Origin of the sequence: Lutimonas sp. (assembly GCF_051011215.1) — a bacterium.
In the GTDB taxonomy this organism is placed as follows: domain Bacteria; phylum Bacteroidota; class Bacteroidia; order Flavobacteriales; family Flavobacteriaceae; genus Lutimonas.
The window spans coordinates 13,348-37,351 of record NZ_JBPCUJ010000106.1 but is presented as its reverse complement, the minus strand read 5'-3'; the positions used below and the strand labels follow the sequence as shown (position 1 = coordinate 37,351).

Genomic DNA, 24,004 nt, shown 5'->3' with positions numbered 1-24,004 from the left:
TGTGTACAAATGACACAATATTTTTTTCCTATATTTGACCGATGAGTTCAAAATCCTCTTTAGAGAATATAAATTTAGCTGACATGTTCCTTCCTGGACAATCAGTAGACTGTGTTATTATTGGGTTCGAAGATCACCAATTAAAGATTCTAATCCTTAAATGGAAATCCAAAGATGAGGTCTGGGGTTTGCCCGGTGGATTTATAAGAAAAAATGAAGACATTGAAAAATCAGCGGTCAGAGTGTTAAGCGAAAGAACAGGTGTTCAACTGCCATTTTTAGAGCAATTCAAAACCTTCGGCAGAACCAATCGCAATTCAGCGAATGGTAAAAATAAAACATTTGATTTTGAGGGAATCAATAAAACTCAATTGAAATGGTTAAATCAACGGTTTATTACCTCAGGTTATTTGTCGCTGGTGAACATCCAAAAATGCAATCCCAAACCTGGCTTGTTCAGCGAAGAAATTCGATGGGCACCTCTCGAGGAGTTACCTGAACTCATTTTAGATCATGATATTATCGTTAGAACTGCTATTCGATATATAAAAAATCAAATCAATTATTTGCCATTTGGTATCAATCTGTTGCAAGAGAAATTCACGATGAAAGAACTTCAATTATTATATGAGGCTATTCTTGAAAAAAAATTAGACAGAGGAAATTTCCAAAGAAAAATGTTGAAATTGGATATTTTTATCAGGCATGAGAAACAGCTGGAAGGCGGCGCTCATAAAGCCCCTTATTTATATTCCTTTCACAAGGAAAAATACGAGAAACTTTTGGAGCAGGGATATGGTTTTAATTCCTGACCAAAAATTTCAACACAGATAAATACCTTTTCTTAGGTAAAAGTTCCCAATTGTTGCACCATAACTTTAGAATTTGTCGCGTAAAATTCCTTGGCCTGTTTCGACATCGCACCCGGATAAATATCTCCAAAAAAAAAAGGATTAGATGAATTTTTTATCAATTTCATCTAATCCTTAAAGAATCTACTGGTAGCTAAAATACCTAATTCACTGAGAACGTTGTCATCATTAAATCTTCACTATCAGAACTGCCTCCTACATAAAGTTCATATTCCATTTCTTCAATTTTCCATTCTTTCAGCTCTGGATCATACCAGGCCAAATCATCAACCTTAACTTCTAAACCGATAGTTTTAGTTTCTCCTGCTTCAAGAAATACCTTATCAAACGCTCTTAATAGTTTTACCGGTCGATCGACCCCAGAATTCTTAAACCCTATATATAACTGAACAATTTCCTCCCCTGCTAACTTCCCTGCATTTGTCACATCTATTCCTACTTTCAGGGTTCCATCCTTTGAAAGAGATGGTTCTTCAACTGCAAGTTGATCATAGGTATAATTTGTATAACTCAATCCATATCCGAAAGGATACGCTATCTCTTTATTTTCCTTCTCAAACAACGTATATCCATGATAGTATCCATATTCTATTTTAAAGGTATAGGGATTAAAAAACGGGTAATCCGCATCATTTCTTGCTATTGAAAATGGTAATTTCCCACTGGGGTTTACATCCCCGTACAACACGTTTGCAAGAGCATTCCCTCCTTGCATTCCGCTATACCATGAGAAAAGAATGGCCTCAACATCCTGTTCCCATTCATTCATGTTGATAGCAGAACCTCCTACATAGACAACTACTACATTATTATTATTTTCCGCCACCTTCTTTATGAGATCAACATCCTCCGGAAGTAATCTTAAATCTTCTCTATCTCCGCCTACTCCTTTCTTACCAACAAGTTTTCCTGCTTCTGCCGACTTTACCATGTCTGCTTCACCTGCCAGGTATTCTCCCTCATCCAGGTGGGTGAAACCCACAACTACGACAACTTTATCTGCAGCTGCTGATTTAGAACCTGCCAAGTCTGTATCTGCCCCGTCATATAACTCTACTTGATCGCCATTGCTTTTATTATAGGCTTCAATTCCTTCAAAAGGTGTCACTATATGCAAGGAAGTTGAATTACTGCTACCATAATCACCGGTGTTTTCCATATTCGCTAACCTTCCAACAATCAGGAGCTTTTCCCCCTCTTTTTTTGCCAATGGTAATAGTTGTTCATTTTTTAGAAGTACCATACTTTTTTCAGCAGCTTCTTTGGCCAAATCAACATGTTGTTTGGTCTCAATTCTATCATGCCCATAGGAATCCTGATCATCCGAATAAGCATATTTCAATCTGGTCTTTAAGGTTCTTGTTACGATTTTGTCGATATCTGACTCCGAAATTTCACCCTCTTTAATTCCCTGTTCTAAAATGTCGTATTTGTAGACCTGCTGATAAGGCATTTCGACATCCAATCCAGCCTTCACACTTTCTACACCGTCTCTCGTGCCAAAAAACCAATCAGATGAAACAAACCCTTCAAACCCCCATTCATCTCTCAAGATATCAGTAAGTAAATACTTATTATTGGGAGCATATTCACCAAGAACCTTATTGTAAGCACTCATAATAGAAGCGGGTTTTCCTTCCTGAATTGTTTTTTTAAAATGCGGTAAATACACTTCTCGTAAGGTTCTTTCATCCAAATCTACGTCCACTATAAATCGGGAATTTTCTATACTGTTCAAAGCAAAGTGTTTCGGACAAGCCATCACGTTGTATCTTTCTATTCCCTTGACAGCAGCTACACCAAATTCGCCCAAATGCCATGGGTCTTCCCCATAGGTTTCCTGTGCCCTTCCCCATCCGGGGTGACGCAGTAAATTAATACAAGGTGTTGCCGCATAATTCACTTTATTGGCTCGCATTTCAATAGCAATGACTTCATTAATTCTTTCTTCTAGATCCACATCCCAACTGGCTCCTCTGGCCATTCCAACCGGAAATGTAGTGACACTAAAAACCTCTTTGTCCATTACCCTTGCTCCTCTGGGTCCATCAGACAATACCCAAGGTGGTAAATGCAACCTTTCATTTTCTCCAACATAGACATGTGGAAATCTATTTTTAACCAAAAAGCCAATACCGAGTTTGGGCATCTGATACAATTTCTCCCCATACATTTGATCAATTTTTTCTTCGAGCGACATCTGAGCTACCAAATCTTCTGCCAGGGTCAAATATCCCTCTTCGTTCTCAGGCTTTGGAAGCAATTCTTCATTGGCTTGCAAGTTGTACATATTATAGTTAATACTTTTATAATATACACCTCCGGCAAGTAAAACCAAAAGCAGTAATACAAGCCCAAACCCTTTCAATATTTTTATGGCAATTTTCTTCATAATTATTCTATTGTGTAAATTTTACACAATATTACGACAATTAAGTCAATTTATAAATAAAATTATGATTAATTATCTCTTATATTATTGTAATATACTGAAAATGAGAAATTTATATACAACCAATTTAATTGGTTTTTCTGTAGCTGAATATCGCCCATGAATAAAAGAATACTGCAAATGAGACTAAGGCTATAAATGGTCTTTGCAAGTCATTAATATTACTCCCTTTTAAATATACCATTCTCAAAACTTGAATGATATATTTAAGTGGACTGAAATCACTAATTCGCTGGGCCCAGACCGGCATGTTCTCGACTGGTGTATATAAGCCACTTAAAAAAATAAAAGTCAATACAAAGAAAAACATCATAAACATGGCTTGCTGTATGGTCTGAGCATAATTAGATATCACGAGGCCAAAACCTGAAAATGAAACTATAAAAAGAGTCGCGAAGAAATAGATAGTCAATATGTTTCCTTGTGGAATCAGCCGCCAGAAAAACATAGCAATCAACATCCCAACACTCAACACAAAATAACCAATAATCCAATAAGGAATTAATTTAGATAGTATAAACGTAGCTCTTTTAATAGGCGTCACATTGATCTGTTCGATGGTCCCGCTTTCCTTTTCACCAACAATATTCAAGGCAGGTAGAAACCCGCAAATCATTGCAAGTATCATGACCATCAGGGCAGGAACCATAAAAACCTCATACTTTAATGTAGGATTAAATCTATAAGATGGCACCACTTCTAACGGTGACTCCAGACCTTTCGTTAATCCTCCGGCTAGTTCAACACGAACATCTGCATTAAAATCACTGATCACAGCGCTTAAATAAGCACTTCCCAGGCCTCCTTTATTCCCATTCACTGCATTGGCAGCAATCATTACAGTTCCCTGTTTCTCTCTGATAAAGGTAGCTTGGAAATTCGCCGGAATTTCAAGAATTATGTCAGCGTCATCCAGTTCAATACTTCGCAAGGCATCCTTATAACTAACTGACACATCGTTAATTTTAAAATAACCCGACGCCTGTACCTTTTGAATCAATTGTTGCGAATAACTGCTTTTGTCATGATCAACCAAACTCAATGCAATGTTTTTGACCTCAAAATTAGCAGCAAATGGATAAACAATTAAAGCTACAATAGGCAACATAACAATCATTCTTGGCAGAAAACTGTTTCTGAAGATTTGTTTGAATTCTTTCTCTATCAAATATTTCAGCATCATTACTCCAATCTAATTTTAAACTTTTTCAAACTGAGACCGATAAAAAAGACAGCCATGGCGCTCAAAACCATTAATTCATTCAAAATTGATGACATACCAACCCCTTTAATCATGATATTCCTCGTTGCACTTATATACCATTTGGCAGGGATTATCTGTGCTGCTCCTTGCAAAATCCAGGGCATATTTTCAATCGGGAACATAAGACCTGACAACATAATCACGGGAAACATCAGCCCCATTACTGAAAACAACAATGCCGCAATTTGGGAATCAACCAAAGAAGATATCAACAGCCCTAAGGCAAGAGATACAAAGATAAAAATGATCGAAACCAGGATTAGCAGGAACAGACTTCCCTGTATCGGAACTTCCAAAACAAATACAGAAAGACACAAAACCGTGGCGAAATTGATTAAAGACAATGTAAAGTATGGTACAACCTTTGCCAAAATGATTAATATGGGTGGCATCGGGGATACCAGAATAACTTCCATGGTTCCCAGTTCTTTTTCTCTGGCAATTGATATGGAACTCATCATGGCACAAATCAACATTAAAATCATTCCCATCACTCCAGGTACTGTGCTATACGCCCCTTTCAAAGTAGGATTGTACAAAAGGTCCACTTCTGTATGGATCTCGTAGGGAACTTCCTGCCCTTGATTTAAATCCATTACATATTCTCTAATAATCCCAGAAGCATAACTTACCAAGGTTGAAGCCGTATTAGGATCTGTACCATCAGCTATCAAAAGCACCTGTGCCTCTTTGGTATGTAACAAATTCTGATAAAAATTCTCGCCAAATACAATCACAAATCCAATCCGTCCTTCTTTAAAGACCTGTTCGATTCTGTCCGGATTATCTAAGTTTTCCTCAAAACTAAAGTATTCACTATTCCCTAATTTGTTGATCAATTCCTCTGTAGCATTGTCCTTGGAAGGATCAAAAATTGCAAATTTTGTGTTTTTAATTTCAGTTGTTATTCCAAAACCAAATAGAATGATCATCAGCACCGGAAGTAGTAAAAGAACAATGGAAGTCCATCTATCTCTAAAAATATGATAGAACTCTTTTTGAGTAAACATCAAAAATTGCCGTAACTTCATGCTATTAGTCTTTCTTTTTTCTAGCTAGTTTTTTAAAAACCTCATCCATATTCTCTGCCTGATACTGCTTTTTTAACTGTTCAGGAGAAGCAAGTGCTTCAATTCTGCCATCGACCATGATGGATACCCGATCACAGTATTCAGCTTCATCCATATAATGTGTTGTGACAAACACTGTTATTCCGGAATCTGCCGCCTCATAAATCAATTCCCAAAATTGTCTTCGGGCTATAGGGTCAACACCTCCAGTTGGTTCATCCAAAAACACAATTTTGGGATTGTGAAAGATCGCTGCCGAAAAAGCCAGTTTTTGTTTCCAGCCCAAAGGCAAAGAACTAACCATGGTGTTTTTTTCATTTTCAAAACCTAACTTTTTCAAAAGCAGATCAATGTTCGTATTTATCTTCGCACCATCCATTCCATAAATACCGGCGTATAATCTCAAGTTTTCCCACACTTTCAAATCGTCATACAAGGCAAATTTTTGGCTCATATAACCTATATGCTTTTTGATCATTTCCGAATTCTTTCCGATATCATAACCGGCCACCCGGCCTTCACCGCTACTGGGATGAATTAAACCACAGAGCATGCGGATTGCCGTCGTTTTACCAGCACCATTTGCTCCTAAAAAACCAAAAATCTCCCCTTTTTCAACATGAAAACTAATGCTGTCGACCGCAGTAAAGTTGCCAAATTTTTTAGTCAGATTTGTTGTTTCAATTACCTTCATATCAAGCTATCATCTGCATAAAACAATCTTCAATACTTGCTTTAATGACAGTTATTTGAACTTCTGAATGTCCCTTGTTATTTAAATAAGAGGTCAAATCTAACGGACTAAATCCACTCTTTGACCTAATCCCTTTGGATGCAATTGTTACATGATGTACATTACCAAAAGCATAGGATGACAGAACATATTCGTTCTTCCTCAAATCCTTAAGCAGTCTGTACATATTTTTGCTCTTAACAGACCATAAAATCTGATCGTAGTCATCTATGATCTGGCTCGGCGTATCAATTTTCATAAACGCCCCTTCCTGGATCAATGCAATTCTATCACATAAATTAGCTTCATCCATATATGGGGTCGAAACAAGAATAGTGACCCCGTGTTTCCTTAGATCCTTTAAAACGTCCCACAACTCCTTTCGGGATACCGGATCTACACCCGTAGTGGGTTCGTCTAAAAACAATACCACCGGCTGATGAATCAAAGCACAGCTCAAAGCCAGTTTTTGTTTCATTCCCCCTGATAAAGCACCAGCCTTTCTATTCTTAAAGGGCTCTATCTGACTATAAATTGCCTCCACCAAATGATAGTTTTCTTCAATACTTGTTCCAAACAGAGTGGCAAATATTTTTAAATTCTCTTCGACTGTCAAGTCCTGATACAATGAAAATTTACCTGGCATATAGCCTACTTTTTGCCTGATCTTTTTGTAATCCTTTACAACATCATTCCCATCAACAGTAGCGTGGCCTGAATCTGCCAGTAATAAGGTGGTTAAAATTCTAAAGAGCGATGTTTTTCCGGCTCCATCCGGTCCAATAATTCCGAATATCTCTCCCTTTTCCACCTCAAAACTCACTCCTTTCAAGGCCTGAACCTGCTGGTAAGATTTCTTGATGTCATGTACGCTGACCACCTTCATTCTGTTGTCCATTTTAGGCCGGCATACATTCCAATCTTCAGCAAACCATCATTCTCCACCTGAACCTTTATCGCATATACTAAATTAGCCCTTTCATCCTGTGTTTGAATCGTTTTAGGTGTAAATTCAGACTTGCTCGAAATCCAGGTCACTTCGCCTTCGTAGGTTTTTGTTTGCTCAGCTCCTATTTCAGCCAGTACGGTTAGTCTCTGACCCAGTTGAACATCTGTTAATTGAGCTGCTGTTACATATGCCTTTAAAATCATTTGCTTCATATTGGCCACTTTGAACAAAGGTTTTCCCATATTCACAAATTCTCCGGCTTCAGCATATTTCACGAGGATCGTACCCTGAATCGGACTTCTTATCTGACAACGCGAAATCTGATCAGACAATTGATCAATCTGTACATTAACCGCATTGTATTGAGCGTTAATGGCATCTGTACTGGAGTTTAAACTTTTCTTCTGGGCACGCAATCTCGCCTTTAACACATCAATTTGAGCCTCAATATCATCCAATTGTTTTTGAGTGGCTACATCACCTTCCAAAAGTCGTTGCGTTCTTTTGCGTTCAAACTCAAGTTTTTCGACCTCTCTTTCGGTTGCACTTATCTGAGCCGAAACATCTGGTTTACTCGCTTCCAATGCCAATTGATTTGCCTGTAACTGCATTTTTTTCAATGAAAGCTGAACCGTATCAATTTGGCCAAGTACCTTTTCCTTGTTCACTTCCATTCCTTCAAAGGTTTCAAATTCGAGCAGTCTTCCTGTAGTTTCTGCTGAAACAATAACTTCAGTAGATTCAAAAACACCTGTGGCATCCTTATCACTTTCACCATTCTTACAGGCAAAAAGCAACGAACAGAATGACAAAATTATTATATATATTTTTTTCATTTCTATACTTTAATTATTTAATTTCCTGATTTGTATTTGTATTCATATACCTTTTGCAAATATTGAATCTCTTGAAAAATAAGCTTTTGGTTCGCCAGATTTTCTTCATTGGTCTTATCCAGTAACTCGGTCATGGTACTCACACCATTCTCGTACTTTACTTCATATGCTTTTTTGATTCGAGATTTTATAGCTAGTACCTCTTCACTCTTCTCAATTAAATCCTGATATTTCTGCAATTCGATCTGGGTCTGGTCAATCTGCAAATTGGTATTAAACAAAAACGCTTCTTCCTGATTATCAACCTTTAACAGATTCACCTCTTCCAGTTTCTTATTATTCCCATTGCGATACAAACCGGACACATCCCAAGACAAACTCAATCCTGCAACCAATATCCTGTCGATATCTGAAGCTCCGAAATTAATCCCCGGATTCAAGAAGGTACCAAAACCCAAAAGACCTATTTTTGGATATAAAGTAGATCTGTTCAAACCCGCCTGGGCATCTATCATTGCTCGTTGAGAAGCAAACATTGAAAGTTCCGGCCTGTTTATACTTTGCTGTAAATCGTTTACCTTCATCGATGGTTTTTGCAAAGAAGTTGTTTCGGACAGTGGTTCTCCCATCATAGCAGCCAACACTTCTTTGTAGGCTTTTTTGTTGTAATTCAACTCAAGGATCCGTTCTTCAGCATTTAATAATTCTACTTTCACTTCGTCAAGATCTGATTTATAAGCGGTCCCATTTTCAACAGCAATTTCGATTCTTTTGGTGTTCTTTTGAAGAATGTCGAGATAAATTTCTTGCTGATCGATCTGAGCATCAATTAAGAGAATGCCAAAAAACAAATTATCAACTCTCTCTCGAATTTGATACAATGCCACTTCTACCTCGGCTGTTTCTTTTTCTGAATTAGCTTTAATTATCTCTTTATTGGCTTTTGTAATTCCTCCATCCCATATGGCCTGATTTAATTGAACGACACTGATCAGTTGCATGCTGGATGACGAGTTATCAGTTGAACCAGGTGCATCAAAACTTGGAAAGCCGTCAACGACTCCACCAATTATATTAAAACTGAGTTGCGGTAAAAATGCTTTGTTCGCATTTGACGTGGTATACGCTTTGGTCTGATCTATTAAACCAAATTGTTTGATCATTGGATAGTTTCTTCTCGCCTTAGCCTGGCATGAATCTAAGCTCAGCTGTCCATAACCTGAAGACAACGTGAAAAGACAAAACACAAAAAGGATATGGTTAAAAAAAAGTTGCTTCATATTCAAGGCTTTAAGGCTAACTAGGAATTATAAATATATGAATTCTCCACCTTCCTTAAAAATGAAAACCAACGATTCGTATTATTTTTTAGAGACGTATTTCCATCAAATAATCATCCATCACAAAACCTCCACCAATATCTTGTACCAGTCCCTTTTTATTGATAAAACCTAGTTTTTCATAGGCCTTTATCGAATTGTGATTGTATTTATTCACCGTCAGGCTCACTACGGTGCATCCAAGGGTTTTAGCAGTATCCATAACGAATTTCATCCCTAAAGTTCCAATTCCCTTTCCTCTATAATTTTGAAGGACATAAATTTTACTCAGAAATAATTTTTTTAGCCGCTTCTCATACGAAAGGTATCCTAATGAGACATCCTCATCATTGATTAAAAAATAGTGATAGCCCTGACCTATTTGTCCTCTCATGGTCTCTACAGATTGAAATTTCTCCAACATATAAGTAACCTGATCTTCTCCAATAATTGGCGTATAATGTTGTCGCCATATGATAGTGGCCAGCGCTTCGACCTCTTTCAATTCATTCTCTGAAATAACCTCCTTAAAATTAATTAGCATGTGATTTTAACAATTGTAATTATACGGGCAGTTTGCAATTCAATACCAGACTATTTCAATGTCCAGCCACCATCCACCATGACAACTTCTCCTGTGATCAGGGAAGCCGCGTCCGAAGCCAAAAACAAAACCGCTCCGGCGACTTCCATTGGTTTTCCTATTCTACCTAAGGGTATTCTATCGAGCACACTTTTCTTAAATTTCGGATCTTTCAGCCAGGGCTCTGTTCCTGGTGTTTCTATAAATGTTGGAGCGACAGCATTCACCTGAATATCAAATTTCGCCCATTCAGAAGCCAGATTCTTTGTCATATGATTCACTGCTGCTTTACTCATACAATAAACTGCTTCATCGTCTATCGTAATTGCACCAGCCTGAGAGCTCATGTTAATGATTCTACCCCTACCTTGTTTTATCATGAGTTTGGCCACCTCCTGAGAAGTGAAAAACATGGCCTTAACATTTAAGTTCATCGTGGTGTCGTAATCTTCCTCCGTAACCAATTCGGCAGGGTTAGCGGGTGCAACACCTACGTTATTGACCAAAATATCAATTCTTCCAAAATGTTCATTGATTTCTACAATGGCTGTTTTTATTTCAGCAACACTGGAAACATCCATTTGAAACCTTTTTACCTTGCGACCCAAGCCTTTAATTTCATTTTCAAGATCCTCCGCTGAATTTACATCTCTCAATCCTAATGCAATATCTGCCCCGGCATGTGCCAGTGCCAGCGCACAAGCCTTACCCAATCCTCTGGCTGCACCAGTTACCAAAGCAACCTTGTTTTCTACGTTAAAATTCGGATAGTCATCTTTTGCTGCAAGCATATCATTTATATTTTTAGTTCAAATATAAGCTAGTTGCGTATTATTTTAGTAAGATCAGTCTCCTGATTTTTCAAGGATTGTTCTAAATGTCAAGTTGATACGAGGACTGTTGCTCTTTTTAGTTTTTGGCAATTGATGAAGCCAATGTTGTTGAATGCTTCCCTTCATCAATAAAAGGCTTCCATGCTGAAGTGTCAAGGATACCGTTTCTTTGGTCTTTATATGCTTAAATGAAAACTTTCTTGGACTCCCTAAACTTATAGAAGCAATGGTGGCTCCGGATTTCAGCTCTTTTTCATTATCACTATGCCAACCCATGCCTTCTAATCCACTATGATAAAGGTTGAGCAGACAGGCATTATATGTGTCTTGAGATTCGTCCTCAACAATTGTCTTTAATTCAAGTAAATCCTTGTTCCAGGGTCGGGCCTTGCGATGGATGCCGGAATAACCATAATCAAAGTTTTTTGTACCGTACCATGCTACCTTTCTTTTGCTGATCACTTTTTTACCATACATATGAAATTCATCATGTTCCCAATGGATTCCATTCAATAGTTTTTCAAAAAAATAGTTCGCCTTGTCAGCACCCAGACAATTATCCACATACATCAATTCACCGTTGTATGGTAGCAGGTTATTGCTATTATCAAAAGCATCAAAGCTTAGCTGCATTTAGTGTCTTTGGAAGATTAGGTTCAAAGATACTAGATAAAAAATGTAAGACAAACCCATATTCGTGCTTTGTCGCAGTTCTTTTAAAATTGAAAACAAACGTAAACCAAACCCCAAGAACAATCTTGAGGTTTGGTTCGTTTAAAGAACTACTTCACTTATCTGAGTGACAGGTTCAATATTGGTATAATTAGGTACATCTGCCATAATGGTATGGGCATGAGGCCCAAACGATTTTTGAAAAGACTCCATTGATTCAAAATACAAATTACCCATAGCAGCATATGTTGGTGGTTCACCAGGAACGGCTCCTCCGAGTCCCCCTTCGATACTGGCTCCAACAATTGCATCTCCCAGCAGTTTCACCAAAAGGGCTACGTGTTTCGTACTATAGTAGTCCATGTCAAAATGTTTTCCTTCACCTGATGGGTATAAAACACTTACTTTAATTGAACCTTTTTTCATATTTGTGATTTTTACGGATACGTTCTTTTTTTGATCTTCGATTTATTTGGCTTGCATCAACGCCTGACTGTAATAGGCGTTTTCTCCAATGATCTTTCCTTCATCATCAAAATCATGAATTAAGAATAAAGGCAACACAATTTTTTTGCTGTCTGATTTTCGGGTCATTCTCAATTTCCACCATGACTGTACTACTTTGGCATCACCCAAGCCATAATTCAAATAGTCCGGATAGCCTTGAACATCTATGGCCGTAATATCGAATGCCTCCATCATGCTATTCATTCCTTCCTTGTCTTCTTCAAGTGTCATTGACGTTTTTCCGGGTTCCATATGTATATTTCTAAATGTGGCTTTTTCATCATAATAAGAATAAAACTTGTCCATATCGCCATTTTCCAAGGCTGCCATCATACGTCTTACATGATTGATATAATCATGATGGTTATATAACTTGCCATTTTCTCTGGCTTCAAAACTCTGCCCGACTTCATCCCATACGGTTCGATCGCTATAATCAATGATCGTCTCAATTTTATTCTCTTCGTTTACTACATATAAACGATGTACGGGCATATCTACCTTGACACCCGTTTCGTCATGAACTCCTTTTAGTTGATCCCAGGTCTGCACCCATACCACATCTTTTTGATCGTCATCCTTGTATTCAATTGCATCAGGATATGCTCCGGAGGTTCTCTCAAGACTCAAATAAGACACATTTTCCTTCCACCAGGTGGTGTTTTTTCCGGCTCCTTCTTTGGTTCCAGGTTTGGCATCTTTGTTCCCGTTGGTGCCATTCCACCATTTATAGTCATCGGCCAGATAGCTCATTACCTTATCGGCATCCCCAGCCACAAATGATTTTTGAAAATCTTCTACAACATTGATGGCAGGATGTTCAGAATAAATGGTACCATTTTTCTTTTTTTGCGAATATGCTACCATGGTCAGCAACATAAACACTACTAGTGTAATTCGTTTCATTCTAATAAGTTTTGGTTAATGTATTTGAATTAATCTTTAAATAAACAGCAATCTAACATCAGTTGCAATTCAATACGGACGAACGTATTGTAAAAATGTCCGGAAGTGCCTTAATATTTTTCAGAGTTAATTCTTATATCCTTATTTATGAAGGCATGTTCCTAAACCAGAGTATGGAATTTAATTTGGTTTCTGTTCTTTTTTCGGATGAAGTACCTTGCCGAAGTATAAAGTATCGCATTGGGCAACGCCAATATTTCTAAAAAAATTAGTGACGGGCCCAAAAAAGGTTTTTAATAAATTAACCTTTCCATAATCAGGATCCTTAGCATCTCCATAAATTCTTTGACCAACTAATTCACAGCCTCTCTTGTCTAGAATGTTAATTTTAAAGTCTAAACTGTCTTTTGACAAATCATACCAACCTGAAGTAGCTATTAAATTATTATTGGTACTGAGAGCAACATCTTCCGTTTTTAAGACACCATTGTTAAATTTCCAATCTGCCAAAAAATGGTTTACCCGTGTAGAATCTCCTGCCTTTATAAACGCCAAACGCGCAAAATCAGTTCCTTTGGTAACTGCCAAGCCAGCAGGACCGGCGAACATCACAGCGCTCACATCTGCAAGATTAAATTCCTGACTTCTTTTAAATTTTTCTATCACTTCATCAAGATCGATCCCGTAAATATTCAATTCTTTTCCTTCTAACATAAATGAAGCCTCTAAAGCCTCTAAGAAAGGTAGGTCTGAATCTGGATTCCAACGCAGATCTGTTCTGAATTGCCCTTGTCCCAATAGTTCAATTTTCTGATCATTTTTTAAACTATCGTTCTGTTCAACGAATAGTGCTGATAAATCAACTCCTGAATCTAAAGAACTCATTTGCAATTCCATATTTGGTTGATCCGTATAATCATAGCGATAATTCATTTTATAATGTTCATCCGCGATATAAAAATCATTTCCATGTACCGTAACCAATTCCTGATTGATATCTACCAAATAATTAGTATGTACTTTAATTGGTAATTCATTGACTATAAATGCCTCTGTCTCTTTAAAATTCAACGGGCTCAGATCAATTTGGGTAATCCCTTTGATCACATTTTTATATAATTCAAAAGTACCTGTTACCTTTTGCAACCTAAAAGGTAGGTTCAAATCTGACAAACGATCTAAAATAATAACCTGTGATTCTTCGATGAAAATAGTATCAATAGACAACTTCAATTCTGTAGTATCTGTTTCAACACTACCATCATCATAGGGCCTAAATCCTGCAGCAATAACCATTTGTTCTGAACTATCTCTCTCTACATACAAGGTGGCACCCTTTATATAAACGTCCTGAATTTGAATCTCTTTTAATAATATCTTACTCAGGTCGGTTTTGAATTTTAAAATATCTACCTCCAAAATAAGTTCGCCATTGGCCTCTGGTTTCTTGGGAGCATGAAATTGTAAGCCTCTCACGGACACCTCTAAATTAGGATATGAAAACAATGATCCTAAAGAAATACCACTGACTGAAAAATCGCCTTGTAACTCGTCGTTTACCGAAGTCAATAATTCTTCACTTATATCATTCTTTTTTGTGTTTATGTAGAAAAACAGAGAAGCCAAAGCGAGCAAAGCCAGTAACAAAAGTAGGGCCACTCCTTTCTTGAAAAATTTAAAAAATCTTGATTTTCTTTCTGACGTATGCGGCATGGATCAAAAATAATTAATCATTTTCGTTATTGAATTGCAAACTCTAAGTTCATCAATAGCAGTAGTTTAAAGGTGATACAGATACAAGAAGACCTTATAAAAGTATCTTGAAAAAATCGTCAAATTAAATCATTCTACTTGGATATATCCTCTAATTCATATTCGATTGGAGCATATCTATTTTTTCCTGAGAAAATTCATTCGGTGAAATTTCAACCGCCTTTTGAAATAATTCCAGGGCCTTTAGGGAATCCTTCGCTGCCATGTAATAATCACCTTTAGAATCATATACATTAAAACTTTCAGGATAATTCTGAATATTCAGGTCAAATGCAGCTTCACTTAAGGCAAGTTTACCGTCATTCATAAAACCATATCCCAGGCTATTCACAAACATTTCATCAGGTAAAACTGAATACCCGAAACGATCTGATATTTTTTCATAATGTGACTCGATGATTCCTCGCATCTCGGCAGGTTCCATCTGATATGACGGGTCATAAAATTTCTGAATTTCTTCAAACCTATACCATGAAAACATTTCTCTAAATGCATCATATTCTGTAATCAACGGAACGCTGCCATGGTCGTCCTCCGAATAGTACTTCCAATTCATTGCCAAGCCATTCACTTCTTCTGCGGAAGCCGCATCTACAAATTCCATGATGGACCTATAGTGATAGGTATCGCTGCTGGTATCTTTTCGGGCCATATCCACATCCATACCCTCAGGTAGCGTATTAGCTACCCCTACAAACAATGATCGATCTGAAAAATCAACTTCTGAAAGTTTTTCCTTAGTCATTTGCAGGGTTTCCTGATTGTTCCACCACATACTTGGATCAATCGATATGTAGTTATCAAAAAGGTCAGGTCTAGTCATGAGGGTATTGATCACTGCCAAACCTCCAAATGAATGCCCAACATAGGTTCTATACGACGTAACCGGATAATTTTGATCTATATAGGGAATCAATTCTTTTTCAAGAAAATCGGTAAAAGCCTCACCGCCACCTGAGTCCTTTAACCAGGCCGTATCTCCACCAAAGGGACTAATATCTGAATGTGTTGGGGTCAAATCTCTGGTTCTGTTTGTATTCGGAATCGCAACAATTACCATTTCAGGAATAAGGGCGTTGCCATTAGCTGTACTCAACTGTTTCATCATTCCCGCCACCGAATAAAAATGACCAGGGCCATCTAATAAATAGAGTACCGGGTATTTCTTCCCGGAGAAGATATTCTGGTCTCCGTCACCTGGCACATGAATCCAAATCTTTCTTGATTCATTCAGCACTTCCGATTGAATTGAATCTATTTTGCCAAACACCAGGAGATTATCAGCATCATTGTTTTCAGATACCTTGTTTTTTTCTTGGCATCCTGTCAAAAGAAAGAAAGTAATCAGTAAAAAGAGTAGGTTTTTCATAATACATGGCTAAGTTTATCTATCACGAATATAGACATAATTCATTCAATCGTCATAAAAGACCTACTCACAACTATACATTTATTTGTGCCTCACAAACCTGATTCAAAAGAATCTACAGAGTCTAGGCGGCATTGAATACCCTCTTTGACGGAGGGTACACCTCTGTTAAAATATTCCATAACTCATCAATTAAGAAATTGTTTGTAAGGGATGCATTCATAGGTTTTTGATTTGTTATTTCACCCAATACTTTACCTTCAGGTGCTCCCAAAACATCGCCATTCGTGCCCAACACACCCGTGAGACTAAGCAGGTATTTTTCAGCTATATAAAATTCTGATCTTGTCAGCTTAGGGTAAGGAATCAATCTCATTTTGCCCCTTTCTTTGGGCAGATCAAAAAAAGAATCACCATTTGGTGATTCTTTTTAATCCTGGTTTGCCGACGTCCAGAGCGTCTCATCCTATTCACTAATTTTCTATACCTTCTAAGTCAAACATAAAGGCATATTGTAGGGCCGTCCTTTTATATCCTTCGAACCTTGCAGATGCACCACCATGTCCGTTATCCATATTACAATCTAATATCATTAAATTGTCATCCGTTTTTAATGCTCGGAGCTTTGCCACCCACTTTAAAGGTTCCCAATACTGTACTTGACTGTCCCAATAACCTGTAGTTACCATGATATTAGGGTACGATTTAGCTTCTACATTGTCATAAGGCGAATAGGATTTCATGTAATTGTAATACGCTTCATTTTTGGGATTTCCCCATTCATCAAATTCACCCGTAGTCAGTGGAATAGATTCATCAAGCATCGTTGTAACCACATCGACAAATGGCACCGCCGCGATAACACCATTCCAAAGATCAGGTTTCATGTTCAAAACAGCACCCATTAATAAACCTCCGGCTGACCCCCCATAGGCATACAAATGATCGCTACTGGTATATCCTTCTTGAACGAGATATTCTCCGACATTGATAAAATCTGTGAATGTATTTTTCTTTTTCAATAATTTTCCATCTTCATACCAATAGCGTCCCATTTCCTGGCCACCTCTGATATGCGCCATGGCATAAACAAATCCTCGATCCAACAAACTCAGTCTACCTGCAGAAAAATAAGGTTCTGTACTTGACCCATAAGAACCATAAGAATATAACAGCAAAGGTGTTTCACTTGATTTTTCCGTCCCTTTTCGATACACCAAAGAAATCGGAATTTTGGTACCGTCATCGGCTGTGGCATAAATTCTCTCAGAGATATAATTTTCTGGTAAAAAATTCCCTCCAAGTACTTCCTGTTGTTTTAACAATACCTGCTCTTTGGTATTCATATTATATTCAAAAGTGCTATTTGGTGTTGTCAATGAGGTATAACCATATCTCAAAACATCTGTATCAAAATCCAGATTTGAAGTCGTATACGCTAAATAAGCCGGATCGTTAAACTCTATATAGTATTCTTCACCCTTCCATGGTCGTACCCTTAATGCCGTTAAACCATTCACTCGTTCACTAACAACCAAAAAATTCTCAAAAATATCTACACCTTCTAAAAACCGTTCTTTGCTATGAGGTATCACATCCTTCCAATTTTCTTTGGTTGAAGCTGTTATAGGCGTTTTGACCAATCTAAAATTTTCTGCATCTAAATTTGTTCTGATATAAAAATGATCGCCATAGTGGGATACATTATACTCTAAATTTCTCTCTCTCGGCTGAACTACGGTCCAGGCTCCATTCGGCTTGTTGGCATCCAGGTATCGAAGTTCAGTCGAAAGCGTTTGATAACTGCCGATAAACAAATAATCTTTTGATTTCGATTTATATACATAGCATCCAAACGTATCATCTTTTTCTTCAAAGACAAGTTCATCTTCTGATTGATCTGTCCCTAAAATGTGTTTGTATATTTTATCGGATCTCAACGTCTGCGGATCCTGTGTGGAATAAAAAATAGTTTTATTGTCATTGGCCCAGGTTGCTCTACCTGTCGTATTTTCTAATTTATCACCTAATAATTCACCTGATTCGAGATTTTTAAAATATATGGAATACTGTCTTCTCGACACCGTATCAATTCCAAAGGCCAACAGATTGTTGTCCATACTCATTGATTGCCCGCGCAGGCTAAAGAAGTCATGCCCTTCAGCCATTTCAGGTCCATTTAACATAATTTCTTCTTTGTCAGTGCCGATTTTTGTTCTACAATATAACCTGTAGTCTCCCCCTTCTTCGAATCTGGAATAATAGCTGTAGCCGTTATCTTTTACAGGTACAGATTGATCATCCTTTTTGATTCTGCCTACCAGCTCATCATAGATCTTTTTTTGAAGATTTTCAGTGTGTTTCATTGTGGTATCCAAATAGGCCGTTTCAGCCTCAATATATTCCAACACATCTGTCGTTTGAGCATCCGGATTCTCAGCATTTTTTTGATCATCGCTCAACCGCATCCAAAAATAATTATCAATTCTACTGTCGCCATGTGTGGTAAGAGTTTCGGGACTTATTTTAGCAACAGGTCCTTTCGGGATGTTTTTTGCAGGCTGATGATTGACTTCTTTACAGGAAATTGAGAAAAGTAATGACAGTAATAGGACATAGGAAATTCGTTTCATGGCAGGCTTGATTTGAGTTTACAAATTATTGATTCCATAAATATACGTAAATAAAACCTACAAAACACTAAGCACCAGACCATAACAAACTACAAGTATCCATCTTACTTTTATGCACAATTTCATACGGGACATTGAAAAATGGCAATAAAAAAAGGAATCAATTTAGTTTTGATTCCTTTTAAACATATGATGATGGGTTCAGAAAATCAAACCACCTCTACAAACAACCCATCCTCTGTCTTACTGACCGAGGCAAGTTTGTTTTTGGTAAGTCCCTTAATCGTCTTATCCCATTTTTTATTAGACAAACCTGATTGTGTCTTCAATTCAACCAGTTCTAATTTAGTTGCTTTCTGAAGTAATCCCAACACGGCTTTTTCGTCTTCGTTGAGTTCCACTGTTGGTGCCTTCTGTTCCGGTTTCATCTGTGGAAAAAACAATACTTCCTGAATAGAGGCATTATTTGTAAGGAACATCACCAATCGGTCGATGCCAATACCTATACCCGACGTTGGAGGCATTCCATATTCAAGGGCTCTCACGAAATCCATATCAATAAACATGGCTTCATCATCTCCCTTTTCAGAAAGGTTTAACTGATCCTGAAACCTTTCCAGTTGGTCAATCGGATCATTTAATTCTGAATAGGCATTTGCCAATTCCTTTCCGTTTACCAACAGTTCGAATCGTTCCGTCAATTCCGGATTATCTCTATGCTCTTTACAAAGAGGACTCATTTCTTTCGGGTAATCTGTAATAAAAGTAGGTTGTACATAGTGATGTTCACATTTCTCACCGAAAAGCTCGTCGATCAGTTTCCCTTTACCCATGGTCTCGTCTACTTCAATACCGATCTCTTTACAAACATTTCTTAATTCTACTTCATCCATTCCAGCCACATCATGACCCGTATGTTCTTTGATCGCCGCAAGAATAGGTACTCTGGCATATGGTGCTTTGAAATTGATCAAATGATCACCCACCTGAACCTCTGAAGAACCATTGGCATCATTGGCGACTTTTTCAAGTAATTCTTCGGTCATTTCCATCATCCAATGATAATCTTTATAAGCCACGTACAATTCCATTACCGTGAATTCAGGATTGTGAGTCCTGTCCATTCCCTCATTTCTGAAATCTTTTGCAAACTCATAAACAGCATCAAAACCACCAACAATCAATCTTTTCAAATACAATTCATTGGCTATTCTCATATACAATGGCATGTCCAGAGCATTGTGATGTGTGATAAAGGGTCTTGCCGCCGCACCTCCGGGAATAGGCTGTAAAATTGGGGTTTCAACCTCAAGGTACCCTTTGTCATTAAAGAACTGTCGCATCGAATTGGTGATCTTCGTTCTTTTTATAAAAGTTTCTTTCACATGATCATTCACCATCAGGTCCACATACCTTTGTCTGTATCTCATCTCAGCGTCACTAAATGCATCATGGGCTTTTCCATCTGCATCAACTTTCACAATAGGCATCGGTTTTAGTGCTTTTGACAAAACAGTAAGTTCTTTTACCATAATGGAAGTCTCTCCTACCTGAGTTTTGAAAACGATTCCTCTTACCCCAATGATATCACCAATATCCAACAGTTTTTTAAAAACATCGTTGTACATGGTTTTATCATCTCCTTCACAAATCTCATCTCTGTTGATATAAATCTGCATTCTACCTGAACCGTCTTTTAATTCGGCAAAGGACGCTTTCCCCATGATTCTTCTACTCATGATTCTACCCGCTAAAACGAGCTCTTTCCCTTCAAGGTTCTCAAAATCAGTCAATACCTCATCCACTGTTGAAGTTGTTTTAAACTGTGCTGCCGGATAAGGGTTGATACCTAACTCACGTAATTTCTGTAAAGATTCTCTACGAACTATTTCCTGTTCTGATAATTGCATTTTCTAAAATATTTTGAAAAAAATAGGTCGCAAAGATACAATGAACCATTGAAACTATGAAACTGGAAACCGCCAAAGAATTGCTTTATCCCATATTCTATTGCTTTTTGTAAAATCATTAAAAAATGCCTTGTAACGAATTGATAAAAATAGCGTCATGTAATTAAAATATTATCACGAATTTTGCAACCTGAAACAACTATTTAATATGAGCATTTTTAGAGTCTTACTTTCCATTTTATTCCCACCTTTAGCTGTGATAGATAAGGGATGTGGAAGTGTGGTTATTGTGTTCATCTTAACGCTTTGCGCCTGGATCCCGGGTGTCATTGCCGCTTTGATCATATTAAATAATCCAAAATACAGCTGATGAATCAGGTGCTTTTTAAAGATCTCGGATCCATGGATTACAAGGATGCCTGGGATTACCAGAATGAACTATTTCAAGGAATCATAGATATTAAACTTTCGAATCGGAAACGGGAGGAAAAAGAATTGACGCCTAATTATTTTTTATACACCGAGCATCCCCCAGTTTATACGCTTGGCAAAAGTGGTGATCTTTCCAATCTTTTGTTAAATGAAGTACAGCTGAAACAAAAGGGAATTTCTTTTTTTAAATCCAACCGAGGCGGAGATATAACTTTTCATGGGCCAGATCAAATTGTAGGCTATCCCATTATTGATCTGGAAGCGTTTAAACCCGATATTCGATGGTATATGAGAAGTCTTGAAGAAGTGATCATCAGAACCATTGCGCATTATGGTTTAAAAGGAGTGCGAAGTGATGGTGAAACCGGAGTCTGGCTGGATGTTGGCACTCCATTTGCCAGAAAGATATGTGCTCTTGGCGTAAGGACATCCCGATGGGTTACCATGCATGGCTTTGCCCTTAATGTAAATACAAATCTTGGTTATTTTGATCATATCATTCCTTGCGGTATCCGAGGGAAGGCTGTTACTTCCATGGAAGCAGAGCTCAATCAAAAAATTCCATTGGAGGACGTAAAACAGTTCATCAATACCTACTTTGAAGAAGTGTTTGAAGCCAAATTGACTGCCGGCCATTTTTAGATCAAAAAAGCAGGATCTTATTAGTTGGTTTCTTCATTAAAATAAACCTTGTAATACTTCATTTTTTTGTCCTCATCATATCCTAATTCGAGGTATTCTGATGAGGCATCAGGCGCTTCAACATCCATTTTTATTTGAATATGGGTATCCAGTTTGATCTCTGTCTTCAACTTTTGCTTTTGCTTTTTAAGCACTGAATCAGAAACATGGAATTGATTCCTGATCAAGGTTTCTTTATCCGTTTCGAAAAGTTTTTTATAATCATCGAACAAATTCTTTTGATCTTCATCTTCAAAGACCTCCTCCTTAAAATCATGAATATTTACCGTATCATGCTCCTTCAGGTAATCTACAGTTTTGGCTAAAAAATGACTCTGCTCCTGGGTGCTGTAATCTGGCTTGAGAACCTCGTCACCAAAATCTTTACACATTTCTATATAAGACTGGGTATGGTTATTTTTATCATCTGCATATTTCACATTCAAAAAATTCTTAATCCAATATTGGGCATCGTAGTTGTTATTATCAACACTTAACACAACCATACCTTCATCATCGGTATAGTTTACAATTAAACAACCCTTGTCAATCTTTTTAGTACTGATCCCTTTTTGGACAACTACATCAAGACTGTTTCCCTCCATGTAAGTCTGAAAAAAGTTGGTTTTACTCTCGATTTTAAAAATTCCCAAAGCAGAAGTTTGAACCTCATTGTACTCGATACCATCGAACATAACAACAATCACATCACCCGTTTTAATCTGTGCCGAATTTGACTGTTCAAACAAATGCAACAAAATATTTTTTGACCCTTCTATAAAGAAGTCCTCCTCTTTGAACATTTTTTGCGAATAGGTATTGATTTCATTCAAATTGATATCCGCATGATGACTAAACCTGAAACTTTCAGTCAAATTTCCGAATGGCTTTAACAAATAAGGCAACATCAAATTATAACTGTCTTCATCAAAAACTACCGGAGCTTCGGAAAATACATTTCTGGTATCATTAAATTTGTTTCCTATTTTATGAATAATTAGTTGCGGAATACTGGCCTTGGATCTTTTAATCATGTCTTCATTTTTTCAAGCTGCAATGATACGACATTCGAAAATTTTATTTCCAAACATGGTAAAAAAAATCTCACATACGTTGAACCAAGAACAGTCAGTGTATGTGAGATCAGGTTTGATCGGAGTACTTAAATTTACAAAAATTCCTTAAAATATGTATCTAAAATTTCATTCTTTTTTTTAATCAATATGAATTAAGAATACCTTGCGATCTGCTTCCGTTGTTTTCTCCCATGGACGTTTATAGACCATGATCACTTCTTGCTTTCCTTTTCGTTTGGCCATAAATTCCCATATTTCATTTCCACCGGCACCGGTAATGGCCTTATCCTTTAAAACATAATCAACATACACAGAATCCAGAAGGTTTTCTTCACTCTTATTCTCCCATTGCCAGGAATAACCAGTGCTCTGGTTCGATGCCAGAACCACTTTAAAAACTTCTCCCGTTCTTACGTTGACAACACTACTTTGAAAAGAGAGTAATAACAGGCTACAGATACTTAGGATGACCATGTGTTTCATACTTGAGGTGTTTTTTTATTGGTATAAGATCACTTAAGATCTAATTTTAATTGTTCTGGAAGCAACTTAAAACTGAGTCTATGGTATTCGGTTGCTCCAAATTCCCGAATGGCCTGCCGGTGTTCTTTTGTTGGGTACCCTTTGTTTTTCGACCAGTTATACTGAGGGAATTCAACATGTATTCTTTCCATGTATTCGTCTCGGTAGGTTTTTGCCAGTATGGAAGCTGCCGCAATACTCAAATACTTCGAATCACCTTTTACAATGGTTCGATGCGGTACTTCCTTGTAATCTTTAAACTTATTACCATCGACGATAATAAATTCTGGTACTACTTTTAAATTATCAATAGAATGATGCATGGCCAGAATAGAAGCATTCAAGATATTAATCTCATCAATTTGATGTTGATAAACAAACGAAACCCCAAAGGCAACTGCTTCTTTTTCTATTATAGGACGCAAAAATCGTCTCTTTTTCTCTGAAAGTTGTTTGGAATCAGTCAACATCTCATGCTTAAAATCTGAGGGCAATATAACTGCTGCGGCCACTACAGGGCCAGATAAACAGCCTCTGCCGGCTTCATCTGTACCAGCTTCAAATTTAAATGTAGAGTACTTAAGTGCTAACATGTTTCTATCTCTTTTCAAA

The 24,004-nt window shown here is 37.4% G+C and carries 24 protein-coding genes; 3 read left to right on the top strand and 21 right to left on the bottom strand.

Annotation, left to right across the window (positions count from 1 at the left end; genetic code table 11):
- The first annotated feature begins 41 nt into the window (after window positions 1-41).
- Window positions 42-812 carry an NUDIX hydrolase gene (locus ACR2MV_RS09890; RefSeq protein WP_434021751.1) on the top strand — a complete coding sequence of 257 codons (771 nt, stop codon included), beginning with the start codon at window positions 42-44 and terminating at the stop codon, window positions 810-812.
- 32 nt (window positions 813-844) lie between these two features.
- Here the strand turns inward: ACR2MV_RS09890 and ACR2MV_RS09885 are convergent, their stop codons facing one another.
- The 18 genes from ACR2MV_RS09885 to lysS form a co-directional block, all read right to left on the bottom strand.
- Window positions 845-979, bottom strand: a complete 135-nt coding sequence (locus tag ACR2MV_RS09885; RefSeq protein ID WP_434021750.1) for a hypothetical protein — start codon at window positions 977-979, stop codon at window positions 845-847.
- Window positions 980-1,014: 35 nt separating this feature from the next.
- Complete coding sequence (locus ACR2MV_RS09880) at window positions 1,015-3,264, bottom strand: glycoside hydrolase family 3 C-terminal domain-containing protein (RefSeq protein WP_434021749.1); 2,250 nt, start codon at window positions 3,262-3,264, stop codon at window positions 1,015-1,017.
- 127 nt (window positions 3,265-3,391) lie between these two features.
- Window positions 3,392-4,507, bottom strand: a complete 1,116-nt coding sequence (locus ACR2MV_RS09875; protein WP_434021748.1) for an ABC transporter permease — start codon at window positions 4,505-4,507, stop codon at window positions 3,392-3,394.
- Window positions 4,507-5,619: an ABC transporter permease gene (locus ACR2MV_RS09870; RefSeq protein ID WP_434021747.1), complete on the bottom strand. Its 1,113-nt coding sequence runs from the start codon at window positions 5,617-5,619 to the stop codon at window positions 4,507-4,509. The genes ACR2MV_RS09875 and ACR2MV_RS09870 overlap by 1 nt, the downstream gene beginning before the upstream one ends.
- 4 nt (window positions 5,620-5,623) lie before the next feature.
- Window positions 5,624-6,352 (bottom strand): ABC transporter ATP-binding protein, encoded by a 729-nt coding sequence (locus ACR2MV_RS09865; RefSeq protein ID WP_434021746.1) that lies wholly within the window; start codon window positions 6,350-6,352, stop codon window positions 5,624-5,626.
- Window position 6,353: 1 nt separating this feature from the next.
- The gene (locus tag ACR2MV_RS09860) at window positions 6,354-7,277 is read right to left on the bottom strand and encodes an ABC transporter ATP-binding protein (protein ID WP_434021745.1); all 924 of its coding nucleotides are present in this window, start codon (window positions 7,275-7,277) and stop codon (window positions 6,354-6,356) included.
- On the bottom strand, window positions 7,274-8,176 hold the full coding sequence (locus ACR2MV_RS09855; protein WP_434021744.1) for an HlyD family secretion protein: 903 nt from the start codon (window positions 8,174-8,176) through the stop codon (window positions 7,274-7,276). The genes ACR2MV_RS09860 and ACR2MV_RS09855 overlap by 4 nt, the downstream gene beginning before the upstream one ends.
- Window positions 8,177-8,193: 17 nt before the next feature.
- Window positions 8,194-9,456, bottom strand: coding sequence for a TolC family protein (locus ACR2MV_RS09850; RefSeq protein WP_434021743.1), 1,263 nt, complete (start codon window positions 9,454-9,456; stop codon window positions 8,194-8,196).
- A gap of 88 nt (window positions 9,457-9,544) precedes the next feature.
- Entirely contained in the window at window positions 9,545-10,039 is a 495-nt protein-coding gene (locus tag ACR2MV_RS09845) for an N-acetyltransferase family protein (protein WP_434021742.1), read from the bottom strand.
- A 50-nt stretch (window positions 10,040-10,089) separates the two neighbouring features.
- Window positions 10,090-10,869 (bottom strand): SDR family NAD(P)-dependent oxidoreductase, encoded by a 780-nt coding sequence (locus ACR2MV_RS09840; protein WP_434021741.1) that lies wholly within the window; start codon window positions 10,867-10,869, stop codon window positions 10,090-10,092.
- Between the two features lie 54 nt (window positions 10,870-10,923).
- Window positions 10,924-11,544: an alpha-ketoglutarate-dependent dioxygenase AlkB family protein gene (locus ACR2MV_RS09835; protein WP_434021740.1), complete on the bottom strand. Its 621-nt coding sequence runs from the start codon at window positions 11,542-11,544 to the stop codon at window positions 10,924-10,926.
- A gap of 141 nt (window positions 11,545-11,685) precedes the next feature.
- Complete coding sequence (locus ACR2MV_RS09830; RefSeq protein WP_434021739.1) at window positions 11,686-12,009, bottom strand: EthD family reductase; 324 nt, start codon at window positions 12,007-12,009, stop codon at window positions 11,686-11,688.
- A 42-nt stretch (window positions 12,010-12,051) separates the two neighbouring features.
- The gene (locus ACR2MV_RS09825) at window positions 12,052-12,996 is read right to left on the bottom strand and encodes a nuclear transport factor 2 family protein (RefSeq protein ID WP_434021738.1); all 945 of its coding nucleotides are present in this window, start codon (window positions 12,994-12,996) and stop codon (window positions 12,052-12,054) included.
- A 180-nt stretch (window positions 12,997-13,176) separates the two neighbouring features.
- The gene (locus ACR2MV_RS09820; RefSeq protein ID WP_434021737.1) at window positions 13,177-14,709 is read right to left on the bottom strand and encodes a hypothetical protein; all 1,533 of its coding nucleotides are present in this window, start codon (window positions 14,707-14,709) and stop codon (window positions 13,177-13,179) included.
- A gap of 151 nt (window positions 14,710-14,860) precedes the next feature.
- Complete coding sequence (locus ACR2MV_RS09815; protein WP_434021736.1) at window positions 14,861-16,138, bottom strand: alpha/beta hydrolase-fold protein; 1,278 nt, start codon at window positions 16,136-16,138, stop codon at window positions 14,861-14,863.
- A 124-nt stretch (window positions 16,139-16,262) separates the two neighbouring features.
- Window positions 16,263-16,514 carry a hypothetical protein gene (locus ACR2MV_RS09810; RefSeq protein ID WP_434021735.1) on the bottom strand — a complete coding sequence of 84 codons (252 nt, stop codon included), beginning with the start codon at window positions 16,512-16,514 and terminating at the stop codon, window positions 16,263-16,265.
- 97 nt (window positions 16,515-16,611) lie between these two features.
- On the bottom strand, window positions 16,612-18,771 hold the full coding sequence (locus ACR2MV_RS09805; protein ID WP_434021734.1) for a S9 family peptidase: 2,160 nt from the start codon (window positions 18,769-18,771) through the stop codon (window positions 16,612-16,614).
- A gap of 209 nt (window positions 18,772-18,980) precedes the next feature.
- The gene (gene lysS, locus ACR2MV_RS09800) at window positions 18,981-20,681 is read right to left on the bottom strand and encodes a lysine--tRNA ligase (protein ID WP_434021733.1); all 1,701 of its coding nucleotides are present in this window, start codon (window positions 20,679-20,681) and stop codon (window positions 18,981-18,983) included.
- 208 nt (window positions 20,682-20,889) lie between these two features.
- On the opposite strand from lysS, the gene ACR2MV_RS09795 reads away from it, so the two are divergent.
- Both ACR2MV_RS09795 and lipB read left to right on the top strand, forming a co-directional pair.
- Window positions 20,890-21,051, top strand: a complete 162-nt coding sequence (locus tag ACR2MV_RS09795; RefSeq protein WP_290289882.1) for a YqaE/Pmp3 family membrane protein — start codon at window positions 20,890-20,892, stop codon at window positions 21,049-21,051.
- The gene (lipB, locus tag ACR2MV_RS09790; protein ID WP_434021773.1) at window positions 21,048-21,755 is read left to right on the top strand and encodes a lipoyl(octanoyl) transferase LipB; all 708 of its coding nucleotides are present in this window, start codon (window positions 21,048-21,050) and stop codon (window positions 21,753-21,755) included. Before ACR2MV_RS09795 ends, lipB begins: the two co-directional genes overlap by 4 nt.
- Before the next feature lie 20 nt (window positions 21,756-21,775).
- Here lipB and ACR2MV_RS09785 read toward each other — a convergent pair whose 3' ends face one another.
- The 3 genes from ACR2MV_RS09785 to ACR2MV_RS09775 all read right to left on the bottom strand — a co-directional run bounded on the left by ACR2MV_RS09785 (window position 21,776) and on the right by ACR2MV_RS09775 (window position 23,985).
- Window positions 21,776-22,828, bottom strand: a complete 1,053-nt coding sequence (locus ACR2MV_RS09785) for a nucleoid-associated protein (RefSeq protein ID WP_434021732.1) — start codon at window positions 22,826-22,828, stop codon at window positions 21,776-21,778.
- A gap of 180 nt (window positions 22,829-23,008) precedes the next feature.
- On the bottom strand, window positions 23,009-23,353 hold the full coding sequence (locus ACR2MV_RS09780; RefSeq protein ID WP_434021731.1) for a protease inhibitor I42 family protein: 345 nt from the start codon (window positions 23,351-23,353) through the stop codon (window positions 23,009-23,011).
- Window positions 23,354-23,382: 29 nt separating this feature from the next.
- Complete coding sequence (locus ACR2MV_RS09775; RefSeq protein ID WP_434021730.1) at window positions 23,383-23,985, bottom strand: ribonuclease HII; 603 nt, start codon at window positions 23,983-23,985, stop codon at window positions 23,383-23,385.
- Between the last annotated feature and the right edge of the window lie 19 nt (window positions 23,986-24,004).